We start from the raw sequence: 20442 nt of genomic DNA, 5'->3' as shown, positions 1-20442 counted from the left end.
CTTTTTCATGAGGAAGTATGGCGCCTCAGCCTTAGGACTGCTATACTTAATTTGTAGCCATCATACATAGAAAGGAGCTTATGCCTATGAACCTCCAGTGGTTCTTACAACAACTTTTTAACGGCTTGTCGACGGGGAGTATCTACGCCTTGATCGCCTTGGGTTACACCATGGTCTATGGGACCATCCGCTTGATTAACTTCGCCCACGGGGACATCCTCATGATGGGGGCCTTCTTCGGTTTCTATCTGGTTAATGTCCAGGGCATGGACTTCTACTTATCCTTAGCTTTAACCATGGTCTTCACCTCCGTCTTAGGGGTGACCATTGAACGGGTGGCCTACAAGCCCCTACGTAAATCGACTCGGGTAGCTGCCCTTATCACCGCGATTGGGGTCTCCTTCCTCTTAGAAAATGCCATGATCTATTTCTTCGGTCCGGAAGTCAAGGCTTACCCAACTAGCTTTACGACCACCACCTTCAAAGTTATGGGAGCGGTAATTAACTCCAAACAAATCTTAATCTTCGTGACCACTATCCTCTTAATGGTAGCTCTACAATTTATTGTTAAGTACACCAAGATGGGGAAAGCCATGCGGGCGGTTGCGGTCGATGAAGAAGCAGCTCAACTCATGGGGATTAACGTTGACGCGGTGATTTCCTTTACCTTTGCGCTAGGCTCTGCCCTGGCAGGGGTAGCTGGCGTCCTCTACGGTCTCTACTCCAACCAAATGGCGGCCACCATGGGCTTGACGCCAGGGCTTAAGGCCTTCGTCGCTGCCGTTGTTGGTGGGATTGGCTCCATTCCGGGTGCCATGGTCGGGGGTTACCTAATCGGTCTCTTGGAGACCTTCGTCTCCGCCTTCGGGGGGTCTGCCTTCAAGGATGCGGCCGTATATGCCCTCTTAATTGTTATCTTGCTCGTCTTGCCGGCAGGTCTCTTCGGTAAGAACGTCAAAGAGAAAGTGTAGGTGAAGCCACATGCAACGATTCCATCAACGCAACCTGATTTGGTTGACGGCAGCCCTCCTGGGTTATGGCCTCTTGTGGCTCTTAACGTCGACTAACTTAATCGATTCCTACTACCAAATCACCTTAATCAAAATTATGATTGATGTCATCTATGCCATCGGGCTCAACCTGGTCTTAGGGGTAGCCGGCCAGTTCTCGCTGGGGCATGCGGCCTTTATCGCTGTGGGGGCTTACTCAGGTGCCATCTTCGCAACACGTCATGCAGACCTAGGTGGTCTCTGGACTGGGATGCTGGTCGGTGCGGTAGTAGCCGCTGTCTTGGCTGTCTTAGTCGGGATTCCAACCTTGCGCCTACGCGGGGACTACTTGGCCATTGCTACCCTGGGTGTTTCTGAAATCATCCGGGTCGTCATCACCAACTACAAGACCCTAACCAACGGGCCTCAAGGGATCAACGCCATTCCTAAAGTGGCGACCTGGCCATTAGTTTACTTCTTCATGGTAGTGACTACCATCGTCATCCTCAACTACTTCTACTCCAGTGCGGGCCGGGCAACCTATGCCATCGAGCAAGATGAGATTGCTGCAGAGTCCATGGGGGTTAACGTGACTAAGTACAAGGTTATCGCCTTCGTCTTAGGTGCCATCACAGCTGCTATCGGCGGTGCCCTCTATGCTGGTAACATCGGGGTCGTCACCCCAGGGGACTTCACCTTCAACAAATCCATTGATGTCCTCATTATCGTCGTATTCGGCGGGATTGGGAGTTTCACCGGTTCCTTCGTGGCAGCCGTAGTCTTAGGGATTCTCAACACCCTCTTACAACCTTATGGGCAACTTCGTATGGTCATCTATGCCATCGCCCTCATCCTAATCATGATCTTCAGACCGGGTGGTCTCTTAGGAACCTGGGAATTACGTCTAGGCTCCCTCTTAACCAAGAATAAAGCGAAGAAAGGAGCAGTCTAATGGCCTTACTTGAAGTCAATCAACTTACCAAAAACTTTGGCGGTTTGGCGGCCGTGTCCAACGTCTCCCTCAAGTTAGAAGAGCAAGAACTCGTAGGCCTTATCGGTCCTAACGGGGCCGGCAAGACCACCTTCTTCAACCTCTTAACAGGCGTCTACGAGCCAACAGAAGGGACTGTCACCTTATCCACTGCTGACGGGGTCAAGACCTTGAACGGCATGGCACCTTACAAGATTAACCAGTTAGGTTTGGCGCGGACCTTCCAAAATATCCGCCTCTTCAAAGACCAAAGCGTCTTGGAAAACGTCATGGTAGCCATGCACGGGCACAACCACGATGCCATCTGGTCCAGCATTTTCCGGACCAAAGCCTACTATGAGACAGAAGCTAAGATGAAGGCTAAGTCCTTAGAGCTCTTGGAAATCTTCGACCTAGCCCAATACGCTCAAGACAAGGCTAAGAACTTGGCCTACGGTCAACAACGCCGTCTGGAAATCGTCCGGGCCCTGGCAACTGAACCTAAGATCCTCTTCTTGGATGAGCCAGCAGCCGGCATGAACCCAGCCGAAACCGCTGAATTAACCGCCTTAATCGAACAGATTCGCCAACAATTTGGCTTAACCATCGTCTTGATCGAACACGATATGGCCTTAGTTATGAAAATCTGTCAACGCATCTATGTCTTGGAATACGGCCGTCTCTTGGCCCAAGGCACACCAGAAGAAATTCGTCAGAACCCAGATGTTATCCGGGCCTACCTAGGAGGTGACGCCTAATGTTACGTGTTGAGAACTTAGCCGTCAACTACGGCATGATTAATGCAGTCCGTGGCGTTAACTTCGAGGTTAACCAAGGGGAGATTGTCTCCCTAATTGGGGCCAACGGGGCCGGTAAATCGACCATCCTGCGGACAATTTCTGGTTTAATTAAGCCCGCTTCCGGGACTCTGACCTATGAAGGCCAGAACATTACCAAAACCAACGCGCAGAAGATTGTCCAACTGGGAATTTCCCACGTGCCTGAAGGCCGTCACGTCTTCAAAGGCCTGTCTGTCCGCGAAAACTTGGAAATGGGTGCCTTCTTACGCAAGGACCGCGCCAATATCGAAGAAGATATTCAAGCAGTTTATGACCGCTTCCCAGTCTTGGGCGAGCGTCAGAAGCAGGATGCTTCCACCCTATCAGGTGGGGAGCAACAGATGCTAGCTATGGGCCGGGCCCTCATGTCCAAGCCTAAGCTACTTTTACTGGATGAGCCATCTATGGGTTTGGCGCCAATCTTCATCCAGGAAATCTTCAACATTATTCAACAGATTCAAGCTCAAGGGACCACTGTCCTCTTGATTGAACAAAATGCCAAGATGGCCCTGTCGATTGCGAGTCGGGGTTACGTCTTGGAAACCGGTAAGATCGTTCTGAGCGGGACCGGCCAAGAGCTCCTCGAGAGCGACGCCGTCCAAAAAGCATACTTAGGAGGTTAAGCAAATGTACGTTAAAAACTATATGTCAACCGACTTGGTGACCATCACGCCAGATACCACTGTCATTAAGGCGCTGGACTTGATGCGCCAACACGACATTCACCGTTTGCCAGTCGTAGTCAAAGGCCAATTGGTAGGGCTCTTAACAGAGTCTGTCATTGCCAAGAACTCACCTTCTACCGCGACCAGCCTGAGCGTGCATGAACTCAACTACTTGCTCAACAAGACGACAGCGGCAGACATTATGATTCGCCGCGTAATTACCACTAGCCCAGATGCCCTCTTGGAACAAGCCGCTTCTGAGATGCGCAATATGGACGTCGGTGTCCTGGTTGTCATGGACCACGCCCAATTAGTGGGGATTATCACCGACAAGGACATCTTCGAAGCCTTCATTGACATCAATGGCTACTACACCCCTGGGACTCGTTTCGTGGTAGAAGTAGTCGATGACAAGGCAGGTATTCTAGAGGACATCGGTGAGACCACCGCTAAGCACAACTGGAGTATCACCCAAATGAACGTCTACCACTTGGATGAAAAAACCAATGTGGTGGTTCACGTGGATACTCAAGATTCTGAGGAAGTCGCGCGCGTCTTCCAAGAAAAAGGCTACAAAGTGTCTGGTGTCTTCGTGAAGCCGGAATAAAGCTAAGAACTAGGGAACAGGCTGAGTTTCATCTCGGCCTGTTTTTTTTTATGCTGATAACAAGGCGTATGGAATGATAAAAGTGATAATTAAATATGCAAATTATTAAGTTAAAATATGACTATGATTGCTTTAAAATATAGCGCATGTTATAAATTGACTGTTGAATATAAATGGAGACCTGATGATTACAAAAAATGTTCATATAAAAATAAATAAAGCGCTTGCAATGTTGGTTGTGGAGGACTATAATATGGCTATAGGGTGGGTATTGGAGGAAGTTAGCATGGACAAGATTAAAACGGTAAATATCGAAGAACTTAACCAACTTTCAAAAGTTGGCAATTCAGATTTCGACAACGACATTCAACCTCAAAGTTCAGCAGTATTATGTTCGTTTGTGGTAACAGTTTTAACGTCACCCTTTGTAACGACGGTATTAACTGCTGTAGCAAACTGTGAAATTCCGGAAAGACCAAAGATATAGCGTAGCATAATAGGTTAACAAGAACATCATCTACCCACCCTTTTTTGGAAGCAAGTATATGTTTGTAGTTGTGTATAACATAGTGGAGGTTCAAAATGAAGCTGAACTCTTTATTCTCAAAATTTAGGAGCTATATATCATGTAAGTTAGAGATTGAAAAAAATACTAAGCTATTAAGCAAGAAATATTCGGATTGGATTCATCCCAATATAGCGATGTACATTTGCGAATATATTGAAGAGCAAGTTATGATGATAGCTATAGATGTCTTAGTTGCGATGGTCAACCATGATGATATCAACAATGGCAACATGAAATTTATTGATTTTGTTGATCAAAAGTTAGCTACAGATGAGGGATTTAGCGAAATAAGAAAGTCTTACCCTGAGATGGAATCGCTCGTAAAGTCGATTGCTGAAAAATCTCAAAACTATATAGATATGATTTTCTCTGATTTATCAAATGATGTTGATAAGTTAGAAGAAGTTTTTGGTGGATTGGGGAACTTAAGAAGAATTCAGTTGTCGATGGGAGATACTCATAAAGGTAAAAGTGTAAGTATTTTAGAGTTTGAAAAAAGAGTTCTTGTATATAAACCGCGTGAAATGTCTGTGGACAAAGAGATTTATGATATTCTTACCTCAATAATACAATCAAATAAGCTAAACTCAAGTCGGACAAAGTATATAATTGCGCCTAAAATTCTTATTCAAGACTCTCATTCTTGGCAAGAGTTTATTCCAAGCTATCAGAATAGTAATAACGATGAAATGCAGGCATTTCTGTATAATGCTGGTGTGTTTTTGGCTATATTCTACTTGTTAGGAGTAGGGGACTTACATTTTGAAAATGTGATATGTAGTGTAGGAACACCAGTATTTACCGATTTGGAGGCGTTTGTTTCTCCGCCAAGAGAAGATTATGAAGGCCTTGATCAAAATAAAGTGGTTGGACGAAGCGTGTTGGGAAGTGCATTGCTACCGTTATACAATCCAACACTAGGTTTGAATTTAAGTGGGCTGTTCACGGAAACCCAAAGTAGTGACAATATGAAATATAAAGCCCTGCAAATTATAGATGGACAGCTCGGTTACGTTGAGATGCAAGGTGGGATTAGTCTAGATAAGAATCAAGAGCAATTAAAGCAACGGTTCTTACATAAACCAGGTATGTATAAATACCTAATCCAAGGCCTAGTTGACACATTAAATTTAATGAAAGATGACCGCAAATTAGTTTGGAGTCACATCACCAATAGTAAGCTGCCAGATTTGAATGCTCGAGTGCTTTTGCGACATACAACGATATATTCTAAATTTATAGAAGCAAGTAGAGCTCCAGAGTATTTGATGAATAATAGCAAACGAAAGAAGCTTTTTAATATATTGAAAGCGAATTTTGAATTGGGCAAATTTGGTTACTTACGTGTGAATTCTGAAATTAAGTCAATGTTAGAAGGCGATATCCCGGTATTTTATACTCCTATCTCTGGACAAGGGCTATTAACAGAGGATGGAGAGTGCATCGAGGATTATTTTGGTTGTAGTTTGTTGGATTTGATTCAACGCAGACTTCAAGAGTTAGATAGTTCAGTGATTGAATATCAACTAGAGCTAGTAAAATTATCTTTGGTAAGTGGAATTAAAATTGGAAAGCTAAGCGTTCAGAAAAATGGTAGTTTACTTAATGAGCATATTACTAATTCATTGGATTATGCAAAAGATATTTTTGACTCTGTATGGAAAAGAAGGTTTAAGGTTAGTGACGATGAGTTTGATTTCTACACTTTGGTTAATGCTAATGAGCAATGGCTAAAGATAGACTTTGCTAAGTATGGGATATATCATACGGGTGGCTTACTATTAACCATGTATGCATATGGTATTTGTAATTCTGAAAAATATAAACGTATGGCTGAAGATTTATACAGTCAATTCATGAGAAAGTATCGATATGCGGTAACGGTTAAAAATGCTAGCGCGGAGATTGATATTTCCGTTTTCTCTGGACTAGGCGGACTAGCATATATATCTTTAGTGTTACATGGTTTATCGCAAAAACCGGAGTACATAAAAAATGCTAAAGAAATTATATATGAAATCAAAAAAATATTAGACGAAAAGAGAAGGAAACAAAAGATTAACCTTGATTTTGTGGAGGGATTAAGTGGTATTGCAGTATTAGTTTGCAGATATATAAGTGTCGAACCTGATTGTGTTCTTATTAATTGGCTAAATGAAATGTACGAGGACCTAGACGATACATTATTAGGCGATGGATTTGCACATGGAAGGTTGGGAGTGGCGTATGCTAAGTTAGTGATTGCAGCTACCTTAGGAAGAAAAAAATGCATTCTAGAGATCTGTAGTGGAATTAAGAAAAATAAATTGAAAGATAAGGGGTGGTGCCGAGGAAAAGTTGGTTATGCCCAGTTTTGGCTAGAGGTAGGCATCAACTTGCATAGTGAAGGGGAATTGGATTCGGAGATAACAGAAATAGTGACTATGTCATTAGACGAATGTCTTTCAATTGACGATTGGGCAGGTGTCTCTTTATGCCATGGATACTTTGGGCTAATCGATATTTTAATTAAGGCAGATAAAGAAGCAACGTGGTTGGATTCGGATATACGTACAAAAATTAAAAATAGAATTGATGGGTTGCCTAGGTTTGATGTGAGGAATATTAAGTGGCAAGAAGAAGTTGATTTAGTATGTGATAGCTATATGCTTGGTGCTACAGGAGCGCTATATGAATATATGAGATTGGATAAAAAGTTACCATCAGTGTTATGTCTAGAAATATAGTGGGAGGTATCGTTATGTTTGTTGAAAATGATTATATCTTGCGGCAAATTAAGCAAATTATTCGAAATTTAGCTAGCTTAATGAATTTGCAGACAGTTTTTGATTTGTTGAGTGATACCATTAACGTACAGGATGAAGCTACAGTTCTTAAGGTTACAAATGAATACTATGCAGAAATGATACGTAGCAAATTGCAAAGTAAAGACAGTGAGTATATGGAGAGGCTGAGTAATAATTCTGGAGTTCCGCTTCATGCCCTAAACAAAATGATAAGCGGGGAAGAGATGCTAGATAAAGAACAAGTAGAGTTATTAAAAGTATACTTTGGAGACTAAAAGGTTGTGAGCATTATGAAAATCTGTGCACTATCAGGAAGTCTAAGGAAGAATGATTCTATGTGTAGCTATGCTATTAGGCGTCTTGTACAGCAAATTAAAAGTCAGGTAGAGGATAGTGTTGATTTGTTTTTCCCGAATAATTCGGAACTGAAGATTAATTTCAATGATGGGACGGGAAGAGAATTTAAGGTGGGGCATCAACATAAAGTAGATGACATAATCGAGATTGAAAAGAGGCTTTGTGACTGTGATGTAATTATTTTTGCTAGTCCAGTGTATTTGCACGGAGTGTCTGCATTTATGAAAAATATAATAGATCGCTTGGCCTATTGGGCTCACTTATTGCGATTAAGTGGGAAATTGGCAGTGGTTATTAGCTGTAGTGATCGTAATGGCGTGTCAACTGCATCAGATTACCTTGATTTTGTATTACAGCACTTCGGCTGCTCAGTCATCTCAAAAGTTGAAATTGAGTCAGGAAATATGTCGAAACTTGCGCTTGATAGTGTAATTGACTATAGTGCAGAAATGGTCGTTGAGGCATACAAAGCCAAAAGATATCCGGTAACAGAATTACAAGAAGAGAAATTCAAAGAGTATCAAAAGATGTATATAAATCAGAAAGAGGAAACCTCTGAGAAAAAATTCTGGGACCAAAATCATATGTTTGAGTACAATTCTTTTGGAAGTTATGTCAAAAGTAGGGTAATCTGAATATGGAGGGATATAATGGAGTTTTTAAAAATGACTAAAAAATTAATCCAGGAATATCCTAAGTTCATCTTCGGTTACGTATTTGCTGCGCTCTTAATGAACATTATATCTTTTATAGTTCCTATCTTAAATGGGAAAATTATTGATAGCATTTCAACAAGTTACAACGATTTGACATCTCGAGCTTTCCTACTTGTAATGGGGGGGGCTTTGACGTTAAACATTGCATTGACATTCTTATTTAAGTACATAGTTGCCAAAAAAGGGACTAAAGTGATTTTTACATATAATTTATGTAACTTAAATAGATTGGAGCATAAAATCATTGAACATGCAACTAGCAATCCCTCGTACCTACATAATAGAATTTCGCAAGACGTTGATACTACAGTTAATTTTGTGTTGACGAATATTGTTGGAATATTAGTCAATATAGTTCTTCTGCTATCTGTCGGCATCTTATTTCTAAGGCTTAGTGCAACCCTATTAGTTGCAGTTATTGTATATACATTACTTTTCTTTGCTATCTACATATTCTTTAGACAAAGGTTATATTATACGGGGCGATTGGCGCTAGATGCAAAGAATGTATTTTATAGTATTGAAAATCGAGAGTTTGAAAGAATAAAAGAAATTAAGATGCACGTGGATTATGACAACTCCGACAAATATCTAAAAAGAAATTTTAGTGACATGTATACTAAGAATTTAGAAGCAACAAGGGCCTCGTTGCAATATGAAACCATCAATCAGACTCTTACAATATTTTTTCAGATTACTATTACTATGATTGGAATACAACAAATAAGTAAAGGGGTGATGAGCCTAGGAACTTTTACTATACTAAGTACGTACTTTTATATGTTTTTAGATGGAATCAAGTATTTTTTTAAGTTCGCACAAAGCTATCAGACTTTTAAGGCGTCCTATCAGCGCCTAGAAGAGATAGATAATATACCAGATGATGCGATTGGTGACAAAGAAATTGATTCTGTGGAAAGTTTATTAGCAAAAGATATTTCATATTCCTTTAGTGGAAAGACAATCTATTTTAAGGAAGATTTAACATTAGGGATGAGAGGGCTGATATCAATAGTTGGCCGTAACGGCAGTGGCAAAACTCTATTGAGCCAGATCCTAGTAAACTTATATAACTATGGGCGGCAAGGCATAGTTAGAATAAATAATATCCCTATTTCTGAATTGAATATGAACATAGTTCGCAAATCACATATCTCATACTGCTTTGCCGAGGAACTTTTTCCTGATATGACTGTGGAGGAATTTATTAGTAAATATAAAATGAGAAGTGCTGAATCTCTTCAAGAATTGGCGACAACAATTACTGAGGGTGAATTTGATTTAGTGCCACTACTTAGCTCAAGTATATCGAATTTATCTATGGGAGAACGGAAATTTTTGTCAATTCTATTAACTATAGATAAAGAAGCAAAGTTTTACATTTTTGATGAGCCTCTTGCTAATCTACACCAAAATGTGGCTAGCTGGTTGACAGCATATCTAAAAGAATTGAGTGTAAATCATCTTATCATTGTTATTGACCATAGTCGTGAGTTTGATAAGATTGCTGATCAAATTGTTGAGTTATGAGGAGCATATAGATTTATTCAGTATGTGAAATGAGTATGGAGCGAGGAGGTTTTTGGGCAAAACGGGTGATATTATAGTTTCAAGATTAGCGTTTATATATTTTGCTTATAGAAGCGAACGGAGATGCTATTTATGAGAAAGAATCGAGATAGAATTTTTGGAGACTTCCAGACGGATTCAGCACAAGTAATTAACAATAAGTTTGAAATTGAGAACCAATATGAAACGGTGCATGATGAACTGGAACAGGTGAGTGATAGTAATCTGTATGGTATGGTTATAAAATTATTGAATGATGAGAAACTTCAAAACTATGTTGAAGAGGGTGACGTAGAAGCGTTTATTGATTACCTCAGAACTACAAAGGTATTGCCAAACAGCATTTTAATTACAAATGAAGGCCCAGATGTATACCGCGACTGTGACAATAATTGGTGCGTTAATACTCATGTCATTGGATGGACGGAGTTTGGTATTGCTATTGCGGCAGTTGTAGCTATAATTGCTGGCATAATTGGCACACTAAAAGTCAATGAAGACGAAAAAAGTATACTAGGTGTATCGGTAGAACTTGCTGCAGTTATGGGGAATGCTAGTTTTGCGGAAAAGGTGAATGAATCACTTCAAAATTGGGTGAAAGTTTCTTTAGCGCCAGCCAGTTTGGAGGGGGAATTTGTGTGAAATCACAGAGCCATGTCCCTGATTGTCTGTGTTTAATAACTACTTACAGATGTAACGCCGAATGTAGAGAATGCTGCTTTGAATGTGGTCCGTCATCAGTTGATCGGTTAAATCTAGAGGATATTAAACGCGTGATTGATAACGCGACGAGATTCAAATCAATAAAGTATATTGTATGGACAGGAGGTGAATGTACTTTACTTGGTAGTGACTTGGTAAAAGGTATTCAATATGCCAAAGAAAAAGGATTTCCTTCCCGAATTGTATCAAATGGTTTTTGGGCAAAGACTAAGACTATAGCGGAAGAAAAGTTGAGTACATTAATTAAGGCAGGCTTAGCAGAATTGAACATTTCGACTGGAGATAATCATCAAGAATTTGTTGACGCAAACCTAGCTATTCTAGCAGCGGTTACCGCTGCTAGATTGGGAATATCAAGTGTGATTTCGGTAGAAAAAACAAAGCAGTCTAAATTTAACCTTGATTCGTTAAAAAATAACGAAATCTATCGAGAGTTTATGGATATGGGAATAAATACAGACAAATTAAAAGTAATTAATCCTGTATGGGTATCATTTCATCAAGATACATGTTATTCGTATAAGGATGAAGATTTAGATAATTCTCAGTTAGACAGAGGATGTAATAATATTTTTGACTTTACTGGGGTAGACCCAAATGGCAATTATATCGGGTGCTGTGGATTAACAGTCCGATATATACCATCAATGAACTTGGGTAACGTCAAAGATATAGATATGGTTGAGGCCTATTCCAAACAATATAATGATTTTCTTAAACGTTGGCTATTTATTGAGGGGCCAAAAAGAATTATAGAAAGGGCTCATGAATGGAACCCTGAAATTGAGATTCCTAGATTTCCTCATTTCTGCCTATACTGTTCTTACCTTTATAATAATGAACAGATAAGATGCGAGATTCTGAAGAACTACAAAAAAATAGCTAACGACATAAATAAAAGATTCGAAGATAAGATTAAGTGGGAAAAACTTAGAATTAAAAATGGTGTTGTTCGCTACTAGTATACTTGAGTAGGTGATGATAATGAAGTCATTCAGAAAGATAATCTGGACTATTGTGGCCATACAATTTGTCTTTACTACTATATGTTTTGCCTTTTTCGCACCTGAAACAGTCATTACCCATTTCGGATTTAAGGGGATTGATTCAGTGGGGCCTCGTTATATGCTGTTTTTGGAGCCGATTTGTACCGTAGTTAGTGGTCTTTTGATAATATGGGTAGCAAAAGTTAGACGGCGTGAGAATGGAATTAAGGAAAATATGAATGTGATTATGCCCGCTGAAGGGATGTTGTTAACAGGGCATTTGTTGATTGCTGTCATCATGTCAGTTTTGATATTAGATCAAATAGGACTTACGCATATCTTACAACTTTATTGAATGATGCCTAATCAGAGAAGGGGAGAGGTGAGCGGGTATGAGAACCTTCAGAAAAGTCCTATGGGCCCTAGTGGTGGCTCAGCTCTTGTTTACGCTTGTCTGTTACCTAGTGATTGCACCTCAGCCAGCCGGCTTATTTAGTGTAGAGGCGCTCAGTTCAAACTACCGGCTCTTCTTAGAGCCATTCGCCGTCTTCTCTTGTGGTCTAGGCTTGAGCTGGTTGGCCAGATGCTATCGACACAGGAAGGGGATCAAAGCCACCTTCCCGGGACTAGTGCCCTTTGAGACCTATTTGTTGCTGGGCATGTTGGTCTATTGCCTCTTTATGTCCTTCCTGGTTCTAGATCATAGCGGCATCATGAAGATGCTGCAGGGTTAATTAAAGCATAATGGAAGTGTTGCTAGGAAGAAGGTTTGGCGGATAGTTAGAATTAATATCTTTATTATCATCATACCGAGGGTGGCAGGCGTTAGAAGAGAGATTATTTGTTGAAATACCAGTTTATTTTAAAGAGTTACCTTATTTCTTCCTTAAGCACCGCAATTGCATTCTTACATCAACTTGCATATAATATAGAGGTAACACAAGGGGAGCCGCGACTGCGGCTGAGATGGGGCTTTGCCTCGGACCCTCATAACCTGATGAAGTTAATACTTACGTAGGGATGTGGCAAGTTGAATCTGATTGATGGACTCATCCTGCGCGTCATGCCGGGATGGGTCTTTTTTTATCGAGTCCAAACGCAAGTGGGTGTTACGTATTCTCAATAGAAAGGAGACGGTAACCATTAAACAGAGAGTGCATCGCTGGTTTGAATCAAGTGTGGCTTGGCTGACAGGCTTAGGGCTCCTGGCCTTATGGGAAGTGACGGCTCGGCTGGGTATGCTGCCGCGTTTTATCATTCCGGCTCCGTCGGCGGTTCTAGCGGCTATCTGGCAAGATGCCCCTAACCTCTGGCGCAATAGTCGGGTGACCCTGATCCAGGCCTTTATTGGACTGGGCATTGGGATTGTCTTGGCCTTTATTCTGGCGGTCATCATGGATCGCTTCAAATGGGTCCACCGGGCCCTCTACCCACTCTTAATCGTATCTCAGACTGTGCCGACGGTGGCCATTGCCCCCATTTTGGTCTTGGCCCTGGGCTATGAGATGACGCCTAAGATTGTCTTGGTGGTCTTAACCACGATTTTCCCCATTATCATGAGTATCTTAAGTGGCTTCGCCCATTGTGACCAGGATGCCTTGCAGTTGCTGAACATGATGGGAGCCAGTCATTGGCAGACCTTGCGCTATGTTAAGATACCGACCAGCCTACATTTCTTCTTTTCCGGGCTTAAGGTCAGTGTCTCATACGCCTTCGTGAGTTCGGTTGTGGCGGAATGGCTAGGGGGATTCGAGGGTTTGGGTGTCTATATGATTCAGACCAAGAAGGCCTTCGCCTACGACAAGATGTTCGCGGTCATTTTCCTCATTTCAGCACTGAGTTTGATATTCATGGGGCTAGTTGCCCTCATTGAACGACTCGCCTTGCCTTGGCGCTCAAGCAAGGCTCCCCATATTTCCTAAGATTAGAGGAGTGACACACACATGCAAAAATGGATGAAAAAATTTGCGGCCCTGCTTGCCGGCCTATCTTTGGCTGGGACCACACTACCAAGCGTAGCCGCTCAATCAAGTGATGACAACAAGGTAGACCTGATTCTAGACTGGGTACCTAACACCAACCATACCGGGCTATACGTCGCCCAAGCCAAGGGCTACTTCAAAGAAGTGGGCGTGGAAGTCGACATCAAACGGCCGCCTGAAGGCTCAACCACTGAGTTAGTGGGGCTAGGTAAGGCTGCCTTCGGTATTGCCTTCCAAGATTCTTTGGCTAAGCGATTTGCGGGTGGCTTGCCAGTAACGGCGGTAGCGGCTATTATTGAACACAACACGTCCGGTATTATTGCTAAGGAAGAAGCCGGTATCAAGGATCCTAAGGGCTTAGAAGGCCACAAGTATGGGACCTGGAATGACCCAATTGAGTTGAAGATGATGGAATACATGACTAAGAAGGCCGGCGGGGACTTCTCCAAGGCTAGCCTAGTACCAAATGATGGCGACAACTCCATTATCGGCTTGGCCAATAACCAATTCGACGCAGCCTGGGTTTACTATGCCTGGGACGGGATTTTGGCAGGCTTCCAGAAGGTGTCCACCACCTTCTTCCAAATTCGGGACATCGCGCCAGAATTGGACTTCTACTCACCAGTTATTATTGCCAACAATGATTATCTCAAAGCCCACCCAGATCAAGCCAAGAAGGTCTTGGCAGCCATCAAGAAGGGCTACCAATATGCTATGGAACATCCAGAAGAAGCGGCCGACATCCTGATTGAAGCGGCCCCAGAATTGAAGGACCAACGTGATTTCGTCGTGGCTTCCCAAAAATGGTTGAGCGAGCGTTATGCTAGCGATCCAGCCAAATGGGGTCAATTCGATCCAGCTCGTTGGAATGCCTTCTATCAATGGCTCTACGACAACAAACTGGTCGATGCAGACCTAACTAAGGGCCAATACTTTAGCAATGAATATTTAGGAGCGGAGTAAGGTGCTAGAAATTCGGGATTTAGCCTACGGCTACGACCAGCAAATGGTCATCCAAGATGTCAATCTTCAGGTGGCAACGGGCCAAACCGTGGCTATCCTGGGTCGAAGTGGGGTCGGTAAGACCACCCTCTTTAATTTAATCGCGGGTATCTTGCCGGTCCAGTCAGGCACCATTAGCCTAGCGGGACAGCCCCTGGAACCCGGCCAGGTCAGCTACATGCTGCAAAAGGACATGCTTTTCGAGCATTTGACCTTGGTGGACAATGTGGCCCTACCCCTAGTGGTGTCGGGGGTTAAGAAGTCCCAGGCCCGCGCGGAGGCCAAGCAGCTACTGGAAGAATTCAAGCTAGCGCCTTGGGCCCAGCACTATCCTAAGTCCCTGTCAGGGGGCATGCGCCAGCGGGCAGCCTTCCTACGGACGGCCTGCTTCAAGCGCCAATGGGTCCTCTTGGATGAGGCCTTTGGTGCCCTGGATGCGGTGACCCGGCGCCAGCTGCATCAGTGGTTCCTCCACTACAAGCAGCAGATGGGCTGGTCGACCCTGCTCATCACCCACGATGTGGATGAAGCCCTGATCTTGGCTGACAAGGTCTACGTTATGGGTGGCAAGCCAGGGACCCTGCAAGCTGTTCACGACATTCAACTGGACAAGTCAGACTTTGAAGCTATTGGCTTTAGTCCAGAATTTCTTCATTACAAACGCCAACTACTCGATGATTTAGCCAAAGGAGTGCTGCCAGAAGATGCCCTTATTTAAGCAAGATGCGACTTACTACGCGCAAGAAGTCAAGGCCGGTCGTTTGACGGCCAGCCAATTGGTGGACTGGGCCCTGGACAATATCCAGGCCCTCAATCCTAGCCTACATGCGGTGGCCCATGTCCAAGCCGACAGTGCGCGGGCTCAGGCTCAGGCGCAAGACCAACTCTGGCGTCAACTGTCAGAGTCAGAACGTCAGGAATTGCCTGCCTTCTTTGGGGTGCCGATTCTGCTCAAGGACTTGGGCCAGCTCCAAGCTGGTGAGCCTTCCTATGCGGGCGCCCAGCTTATGGCCGACTATGTGGCCAACCAGACTTCTTATTTCGTAGAACGCATCCAGGCTTTGGGCTTTATCGTGGTAGGCCGGACCAATGTGCCGGAATTTGGCTTTAAGAATATTAGCGATGCCCAGTTTACCGGGGCGGTCAGCTATCCCGGGGATCTAACCCGCAATGCGGGCGGATCCAGTGGTGGGGCAGCAGCTGCGCTCAAGTCGGGTATGGTGCCAATTGTCACAGCCAGTGACGGCGGGGGCTCCATCCGGATTCCCGCCAGCTTCTGTGGTCTGATTGGCCTCAAGCCTTCCCGTGGCCGGGTGCCAGTTGGCCCCGACGGCTATCGGGGCTGGCAGGGGGCATCGGTACATTTTGCTTTGACCAAGTCGGTCCGGGATACCTGGACCTTATTGGAGGGGCTGCAGGTGGAACAGTGGAGTGCGCCTTACATGGTGCCTCGAATGAGTCCTGGGCCCCTGACCTTGCCTCAGCGTCCGCTTAGAATCGCCTATCTGCTGGATTCGCCCCTAACACCTCAAGTTCGCTTAGATGTAGCCAACTTGTTGCGCCAGACGGTAGAACGATTGGCAGGCATGGGTCATGAGCTCGTCGCAGTTGACTTCCCAGTGGGTGTCATCGCGGCGGCGCGTGATTATACCACCATGAATGCTGTTGAAACGGTTGCCATGATGCGAGGATTTGAGGCTAGTCTGGGTCGCGCCTTGACGCCAGACGACATGGAGCCAATGACCTGGGGCATCTACCAGGCCGGCTTGCCTTGGGATGCTGCCGATTACAGCCAGTTGCTGGGCCGTTGGGATCAGCTAGCGGCTGATATGGAGAATTTCTTCCAGGACTATGATTTACTTTTGACGCCTGGGACTAACGGGCCGGCGCCCCTGCATGGGAGTTTTGCAGCCTCGCAAGAGATGGCTCAGCGCCTCTTGAATCAGGAGGGCTTAGCCAAGGAGGCTCGCACTGACCTCATTATGGAGCGTTGGCGGGAAAGTTGGGCTTACACGCCTTGGACCTTCCTCCAGAACCTGGCTGGTCAACCGGCCATCATGTTGCCTCTGGGCAAATCGTCAGAAGGCCTACCGCTGGGTGTCCAGCTTTGGGCCGGCAAGGGCCAGGAACGGGTCCTCTGCCAGTTGGCGGCGACCTTTGAAGCAGTAGGTGTCCTAGAGACAGAAATTATCGAATAGACAGCACCGAGGCTGGGACGAGTTCCCAGCCTTTTCTTATGGCTTTGTCTTGGGTCCCAGCAAATCCCTGTGTTATAATAGAAGGGAAAGAAGAAGGGAGCGCGTATACATGCAAGCTGAACGATTAGAAGCCCTAGTTCAGGGGATCAAGGCGGCGGGGATTGCCCAACAATTAGTGACGGATCCGTCAAGTATTGCTTATTTGATTGGCTATGAGACCCAGCCGGGAGAGCGGCTCTTACTGCTCAAGGTGGCAGCTGACGGTCGTCATCAACTCTATCTCAACCAACTCTTCCCACAGGCTAGCGACTTAGCACACGACTTAGAGATTGTGACCTATCGTGATGGGGAGCCAGTCATCAGCTGGTTGGCCCAAAGTCTGGCACCCGGCAAAACGGGGATTGATAAGGTTTGGCCAAGTCATTTTCTCTTGGATTTGATGGCAGAGCGTCAAGATTTGCAGCCGGTGAATGCTGCTTATTTGGTGGATGACCTGCGGGCCATCAAGTCACCTGAGGAGCAAGAACTGATGCGAGAGGCGTCTGCCCTTAATGATCAGGCGACCCTAGCCCTGATTAACTTGGTAGCGGATGGCTTACCAGAATCTGAAATGGTCAGCGAATTGGCAGGCATCTATCAGCGTTTGGGCTGCCAAGGCTTCTCCTTTGAACCCATTATTGCCTACGGGGCCAATGGGGCGGATCCCCACCACGAAACTAATGACGACCGCCCTCAACCGGGTGATTCAGTGGTAATTGACATCGGCTCTTCTTACAAGGGCTACTGTTCGGATATGACCCGGACCGTCTTCTACGGGGAGCCGGATGAGGAGTCTCGGCGGGTCTATGAGACCGTGCGTCAGGCCCAAGAAGCCGCCATTAAGGCAGTCCGGCCAGGTGTGACCTTGGCCAGCATTGACCGGGCGGCGCGCCAGGTCATTGAGGAGGCTGGCTACGGAGAATACTTCACCCACCGGACTGGTCACTTCATCGGGCGAGAAGTCCACGAAGCAGGCGATGTTTCCGAGTTCAACCAAGCTCAGGCCCAAGTCGGCCAAATTTTCTCCATCGAGCCAGGTATTTACCTGCCAGGCAAGGTTGGGGTGCGGATTGAAGACTTAGTCTTGGTGACAGAGACTGGTTGTCAAGTCCTCAACCAAGTCAGCAAGGACCTGATTGTGGTGGAACCTCACGTGAAATTCTAATAGTCGAGTGGCTAGGGCATGGTGAGCTCTGGCCACTTTTTGCTTAGCTAGGCGACTACTTTGACATCAAATCCTAAAAAAGAGTTAACATTACTGACATAATAAGATTTTTAGTGTATAGTAGACTTGTTGGCGGTCTGTCTAAGTGACAACCGTGAGACATGACTTAAAGGAGTAGACGCTATGAGCAAGCTATCGCTCGAAAAAAAACGGAAACTGATTCAAATTCTCACCGTAGTAGGTTTGATTCTGACCGTTACGGGCTCAGTCTTTATTGCCAGTTCGCCTTATTTTAAGGAAGGCGGGGGCTTTGGAGAACTGCTTAAAAGTATGGGGATATTCGGTCCCTTACTCTTCCTCTTATTACAAATTTCCCAGACAATCTATCCCATTATTCCCGGGGGCCTACACAATGTCATTGGTGACGTCATCTACGGTCACTTTGGTGGCTTCCTGCTCAACTGTACGGGCATGGTGATTGGTTCCTGCATTAACTTCTTCCTAGGCAAACGTTTCGGATCTAGTTTCATCAAGGCCTTCTTGTCAGACAAGCAGTACGACCACTACATCGCCAAAATGAATGATGGCCCAGGTTTCCGTCGCCTACTTAAAATCGGCTTCGTGGCACCCATCTTCCCAGACGATATCTTCTGTATGATTACCGGTATGTCCAACATCACCTTCAAAGAATTCGTCAAGATGGTCCTGCTCTACCGGCCAGCTTCCCTCTTCTTTTTCACCTTCCTGTCCAGTGAGATCATTCAGTGGCTCTTCCGGACCTTCCTCCAGAAGGGGTGATAGGATGTTTCGTTGGCTCTTCATTAAACTAGTGCGTTTCTACCAATTGGCCCTATCGCCGCTCTTTCCGCCTAGTTGCCGCTACAGTCCGACCTGTTCCACCTATACTATCCATGCCATTGAAAAACACGGCGCCTTCAAAGGTCTCATCATGGGCTTAGCGCGGATAAGTCGCTGCCATCCCTTTGTGGCAGGGGGCAAGGACCCGGTTCCGGACTACTTTACCTTAAGACGCTCAACCCTAGCAGATGGCAGTCCTAAGCCCCATCCCAAGGGTTGCTGTCACCACCATCACTAACAATAAGCGATTAAGCTAGGACCTCCAGGTCCTAGCTTATTTTTCTGCCTGAAGGGATTTATGGGACCTGCCTCTTTTTTTGTGGTCTTGCTTAGGGTATACTAGTACTTGTAAACTTGATGAAAGCGAGGAAATCCTATGATGAAATCCTTCAAATCATTCCTAATGAATGTCTTAAACGGCTCCGCCCTAGGGGTCATCGCTGCCTTGATTCCCGGGGCTCTCCTAGGAGAACTCTTCAAGGCCCTAACGCCAAGTTTCCCTGCCTTGGCCTTCATGACCCAGATTGTCAGTGCCACCAATACCTTTGTTGGCTTTGCGATTGGGGTGGCGGTTGCCATTCGTTTCGCCTTCAATCCCCTAGAGACCATTACGGTCGGCATGACCACCATGTTGGCAGGTGGGTCCCTTCAATTCCTAGAGTCTGGCCTGCAGCTTAAGGGGACGGGGGACATTATCACCATGTGTGTGACGGCCGGTCTGGCGGTGGCAGTCATCCAATTCTTGCGCCCACTGGTGGGGGCTTACGCTATTCTGGTCATTCCAACCTTAACCGTCATTGTGGCGGGTGGCTTGGGCCGTGTGCTCTATCCATACTTCATCCTCATTACCGGTAAGATTGGTGAGTTTATCGCCCATCTCTTGACCTTAGAGCAGACCACGCTCTGTATCTGTCTGGCGATTATTTTTGCCTTGATTATTGTATCGCCTATTTCTTCTGTCGGCATCGGGATTGCCATTTCCTTGGCGGGCGTCGGTTCAGGGGCAGCCAACCTAGGGATTGTAGCTTGTGGTTTCGCCTTGGCCATTGCAGGGCGTCGCGTTAACTCCCTGGGGACCTGTATCGCCCACTTCATCGGCTCGCCTAAGTTGTCCATGCCCAACATCATCAGCCATCCTAAACTCTTGTTACCAATCTGCCTTAACGCGGGCATTATGGGACTCTTGGCCTCCGTCTTCTATATTCAGGGGACGCCGCTATCAGCTGGTTTTGGCCTGAGTGGTTTAGTAGGTCCGGTCAACCACCTCAATATCGTGGGCTGGACAGCCGGGAATGGCCTCGTAACGGTCTTGCTCTTCGTCGTGGCCCCAATTGTTTTGGGCTTTGCTAGCGACTACCTCTTCGTCACACGTCTGGGCTGGATTGACCCAGAAAACTATCGTATTACCATCTAATTAAAGAAA

22 protein-coding genes and 1 riboswitch are annotated in these 20442 nt (G+C 45.1%); all 22 genes read left to right on the top strand.

Features of this window, described 5'->3' with window-relative positions; all coding sequences use genetic code 11:
* Positions 1-86: 86 nt before the first annotated feature.
* The 22 genes from ACO53F_RS02240 to ACO53F_RS02135 all read left to right on the top strand — a co-directional run bounded on the left by ACO53F_RS02240 (position 87) and on the right by ACO53F_RS02135 (position 20433).
* Positions 87-971, top strand: coding sequence for a branched-chain amino acid ABC transporter permease (locus ACO53F_RS02240; protein WP_070756319.1), 885 nt, complete (start codon positions 87-89; stop codon positions 969-971).
* Positions 972-981: 10 nt separating this feature from the next.
* Positions 982-1941: a branched-chain amino acid ABC transporter permease gene (locus ACO53F_RS02235; RefSeq protein ID WP_485137149.1), complete on the top strand. Its 960-nt coding sequence runs from the start codon at positions 982-984 to the stop codon at positions 1939-1941.
* Complete coding sequence (locus tag ACO53F_RS02230; RefSeq protein WP_485137148.1) at positions 1941-2717, top strand: ABC transporter ATP-binding protein; 777 nt, start codon at positions 1941-1943, stop codon at positions 2715-2717. Before ACO53F_RS02235 ends, ACO53F_RS02230 begins: the two co-directional genes overlap by 1 nt.
* On the top strand, positions 2717-3421 hold the full coding sequence (locus ACO53F_RS02225) for an ABC transporter ATP-binding protein (RefSeq protein WP_070756321.1): 705 nt from the start codon (positions 2717-2719) through the stop codon (positions 3419-3421). Before ACO53F_RS02230 ends, ACO53F_RS02225 begins: the two co-directional genes overlap by 1 nt.
* 4 nt (positions 3422-3425) lie before the next feature.
* Complete coding sequence (locus ACO53F_RS02220) at positions 3426-4070, top strand: CBS domain-containing protein (RefSeq protein ID WP_291430293.1); 645 nt, start codon at positions 3426-3428, stop codon at positions 4068-4070.
* A 184-nt stretch (positions 4071-4254) separates the two neighbouring features.
* On the top strand, positions 4255-4557 hold the full coding sequence (locus tag ACO53F_RS02215) for a hypothetical protein (RefSeq protein ID WP_485137147.1): 303 nt from the start codon (positions 4255-4257) through the stop codon (positions 4555-4557).
* 95 nt (positions 4558-4652) lie between these two features.
* Positions 4653-7364: a type 2 lanthipeptide synthetase LanM gene (lanM, locus tag ACO53F_RS02210; protein ID WP_485137146.1), complete on the top strand. Its 2712-nt coding sequence runs from the start codon at positions 4653-4655 to the stop codon at positions 7362-7364.
* A gap of 14 nt (positions 7365-7378) precedes the next feature.
* Positions 7379-7699 carry a hypothetical protein gene (locus ACO53F_RS02205; RefSeq protein ID WP_485137145.1) on the top strand — a complete coding sequence of 107 codons (321 nt, stop codon included), beginning with the start codon at positions 7379-7381 and terminating at the stop codon, positions 7697-7699.
* 15 nt (positions 7700-7714) lie between these two features.
* Positions 7715-8416 carry a flavodoxin family protein gene (locus ACO53F_RS02200; RefSeq protein ID WP_485137144.1) on the top strand — a complete coding sequence of 234 codons (702 nt, stop codon included), beginning with the start codon at positions 7715-7717 and terminating at the stop codon, positions 8414-8416.
* Between the two features lie 15 nt (positions 8417-8431).
* The gene (locus ACO53F_RS02195; protein ID WP_485137143.1) at positions 8432-10027 is read left to right on the top strand and encodes an ATP-binding cassette domain-containing protein; all 1596 of its coding nucleotides are present in this window, start codon (positions 8432-8434) and stop codon (positions 10025-10027) included.
* A gap of 132 nt (positions 10028-10159) precedes the next feature.
* Positions 10160-10708, top strand: a complete 549-nt coding sequence (locus ACO53F_RS02190) for a hypothetical protein (protein WP_485137142.1) — start codon at positions 10160-10162, stop codon at positions 10706-10708.
* Positions 10705-11751, top strand: a complete 1047-nt coding sequence (locus tag ACO53F_RS02185) for a radical SAM protein (protein WP_485137141.1) — start codon at positions 10705-10707, stop codon at positions 11749-11751. Before ACO53F_RS02190 ends, ACO53F_RS02185 begins: the two co-directional genes overlap by 4 nt.
* A gap of 22 nt (positions 11752-11773) precedes the next feature.
* On the top strand, positions 11774-12130 hold the full coding sequence (locus tag ACO53F_RS02180) for a hypothetical protein (RefSeq protein ID WP_311465878.1): 357 nt from the start codon (positions 11774-11776) through the stop codon (positions 12128-12130).
* A gap of 37 nt (positions 12131-12167) precedes the next feature.
* The gene (locus tag ACO53F_RS02175) at positions 12168-12509 is read left to right on the top strand and encodes a hypothetical protein (protein ID WP_485137140.1); all 342 of its coding nucleotides are present in this window, start codon (positions 12168-12170) and stop codon (positions 12507-12509) included.
* Between the two features lie 198 nt (positions 12510-12707).
* A riboswitch (TPP riboswitch) is annotated at positions 12708-12813 on the top strand.
* Between the two features lie 68 nt (positions 12814-12881).
* Positions 12882-13697, top strand: coding sequence for an ABC transporter permease (locus ACO53F_RS02170; RefSeq protein ID WP_291453839.1), 816 nt, complete (start codon positions 12882-12884; stop codon positions 13695-13697).
* Between the two features lie 21 nt (positions 13698-13718).
* Positions 13719-14720, top strand: a complete 1002-nt coding sequence (locus tag ACO53F_RS02165; protein ID WP_485137139.1) for an ABC transporter substrate-binding protein — start codon at positions 13719-13721, stop codon at positions 14718-14720.
* A 43-nt stretch (positions 14721-14763) separates the two neighbouring features.
* Positions 14764-15477 carry an ABC transporter ATP-binding protein gene (locus ACO53F_RS02160; protein WP_485137191.1) on the top strand — a complete coding sequence of 238 codons (714 nt, stop codon included), beginning with the start codon at positions 14764-14766 and terminating at the stop codon, positions 15475-15477.
* The gene (locus ACO53F_RS02155) at positions 15464-16957 is read left to right on the top strand and encodes an amidase (protein WP_485137138.1); all 1494 of its coding nucleotides are present in this window, start codon (positions 15464-15466) and stop codon (positions 16955-16957) included. Before ACO53F_RS02160 ends, ACO53F_RS02155 begins: the two co-directional genes overlap by 14 nt.
* 109 nt (positions 16958-17066) lie before the next feature.
* Positions 17067-18161 carry a M24 family metallopeptidase gene (locus ACO53F_RS02150; protein ID WP_485137137.1) on the top strand — a complete coding sequence of 365 codons (1095 nt, stop codon included), beginning with the start codon at positions 17067-17069 and terminating at the stop codon, positions 18159-18161.
* 183 nt (positions 18162-18344) lie between these two features.
* Complete coding sequence (locus tag ACO53F_RS02145; RefSeq protein ID WP_268442403.1) at positions 18345-18959, top strand: TVP38/TMEM64 family protein; 615 nt, start codon at positions 18345-18347, stop codon at positions 18957-18959.
* Between the two features lie 4 nt (positions 18960-18963).
* Entirely contained in the window at positions 18964-19257 is a 294-nt protein-coding gene (gene yidD, locus ACO53F_RS02140; RefSeq protein ID WP_291428268.1) for a membrane protein insertion efficiency factor YidD, read from the top strand.
* Positions 19258-19398: 141 nt separating this feature from the next.
* Entirely contained in the window at positions 19399-20433 is a 1035-nt protein-coding gene (locus tag ACO53F_RS02135; RefSeq protein WP_291428266.1) for a PTS sugar transporter subunit IIC, read from the top strand.
* Positions 20434-20442: the final 9 nt, after the last annotated feature.

The sequence above is a fragment of the Abiotrophia sp. genome (genome assembly GCF_057275535.1).
This window is presented reverse-complemented; position numbering and strand designations above follow the sequence as displayed.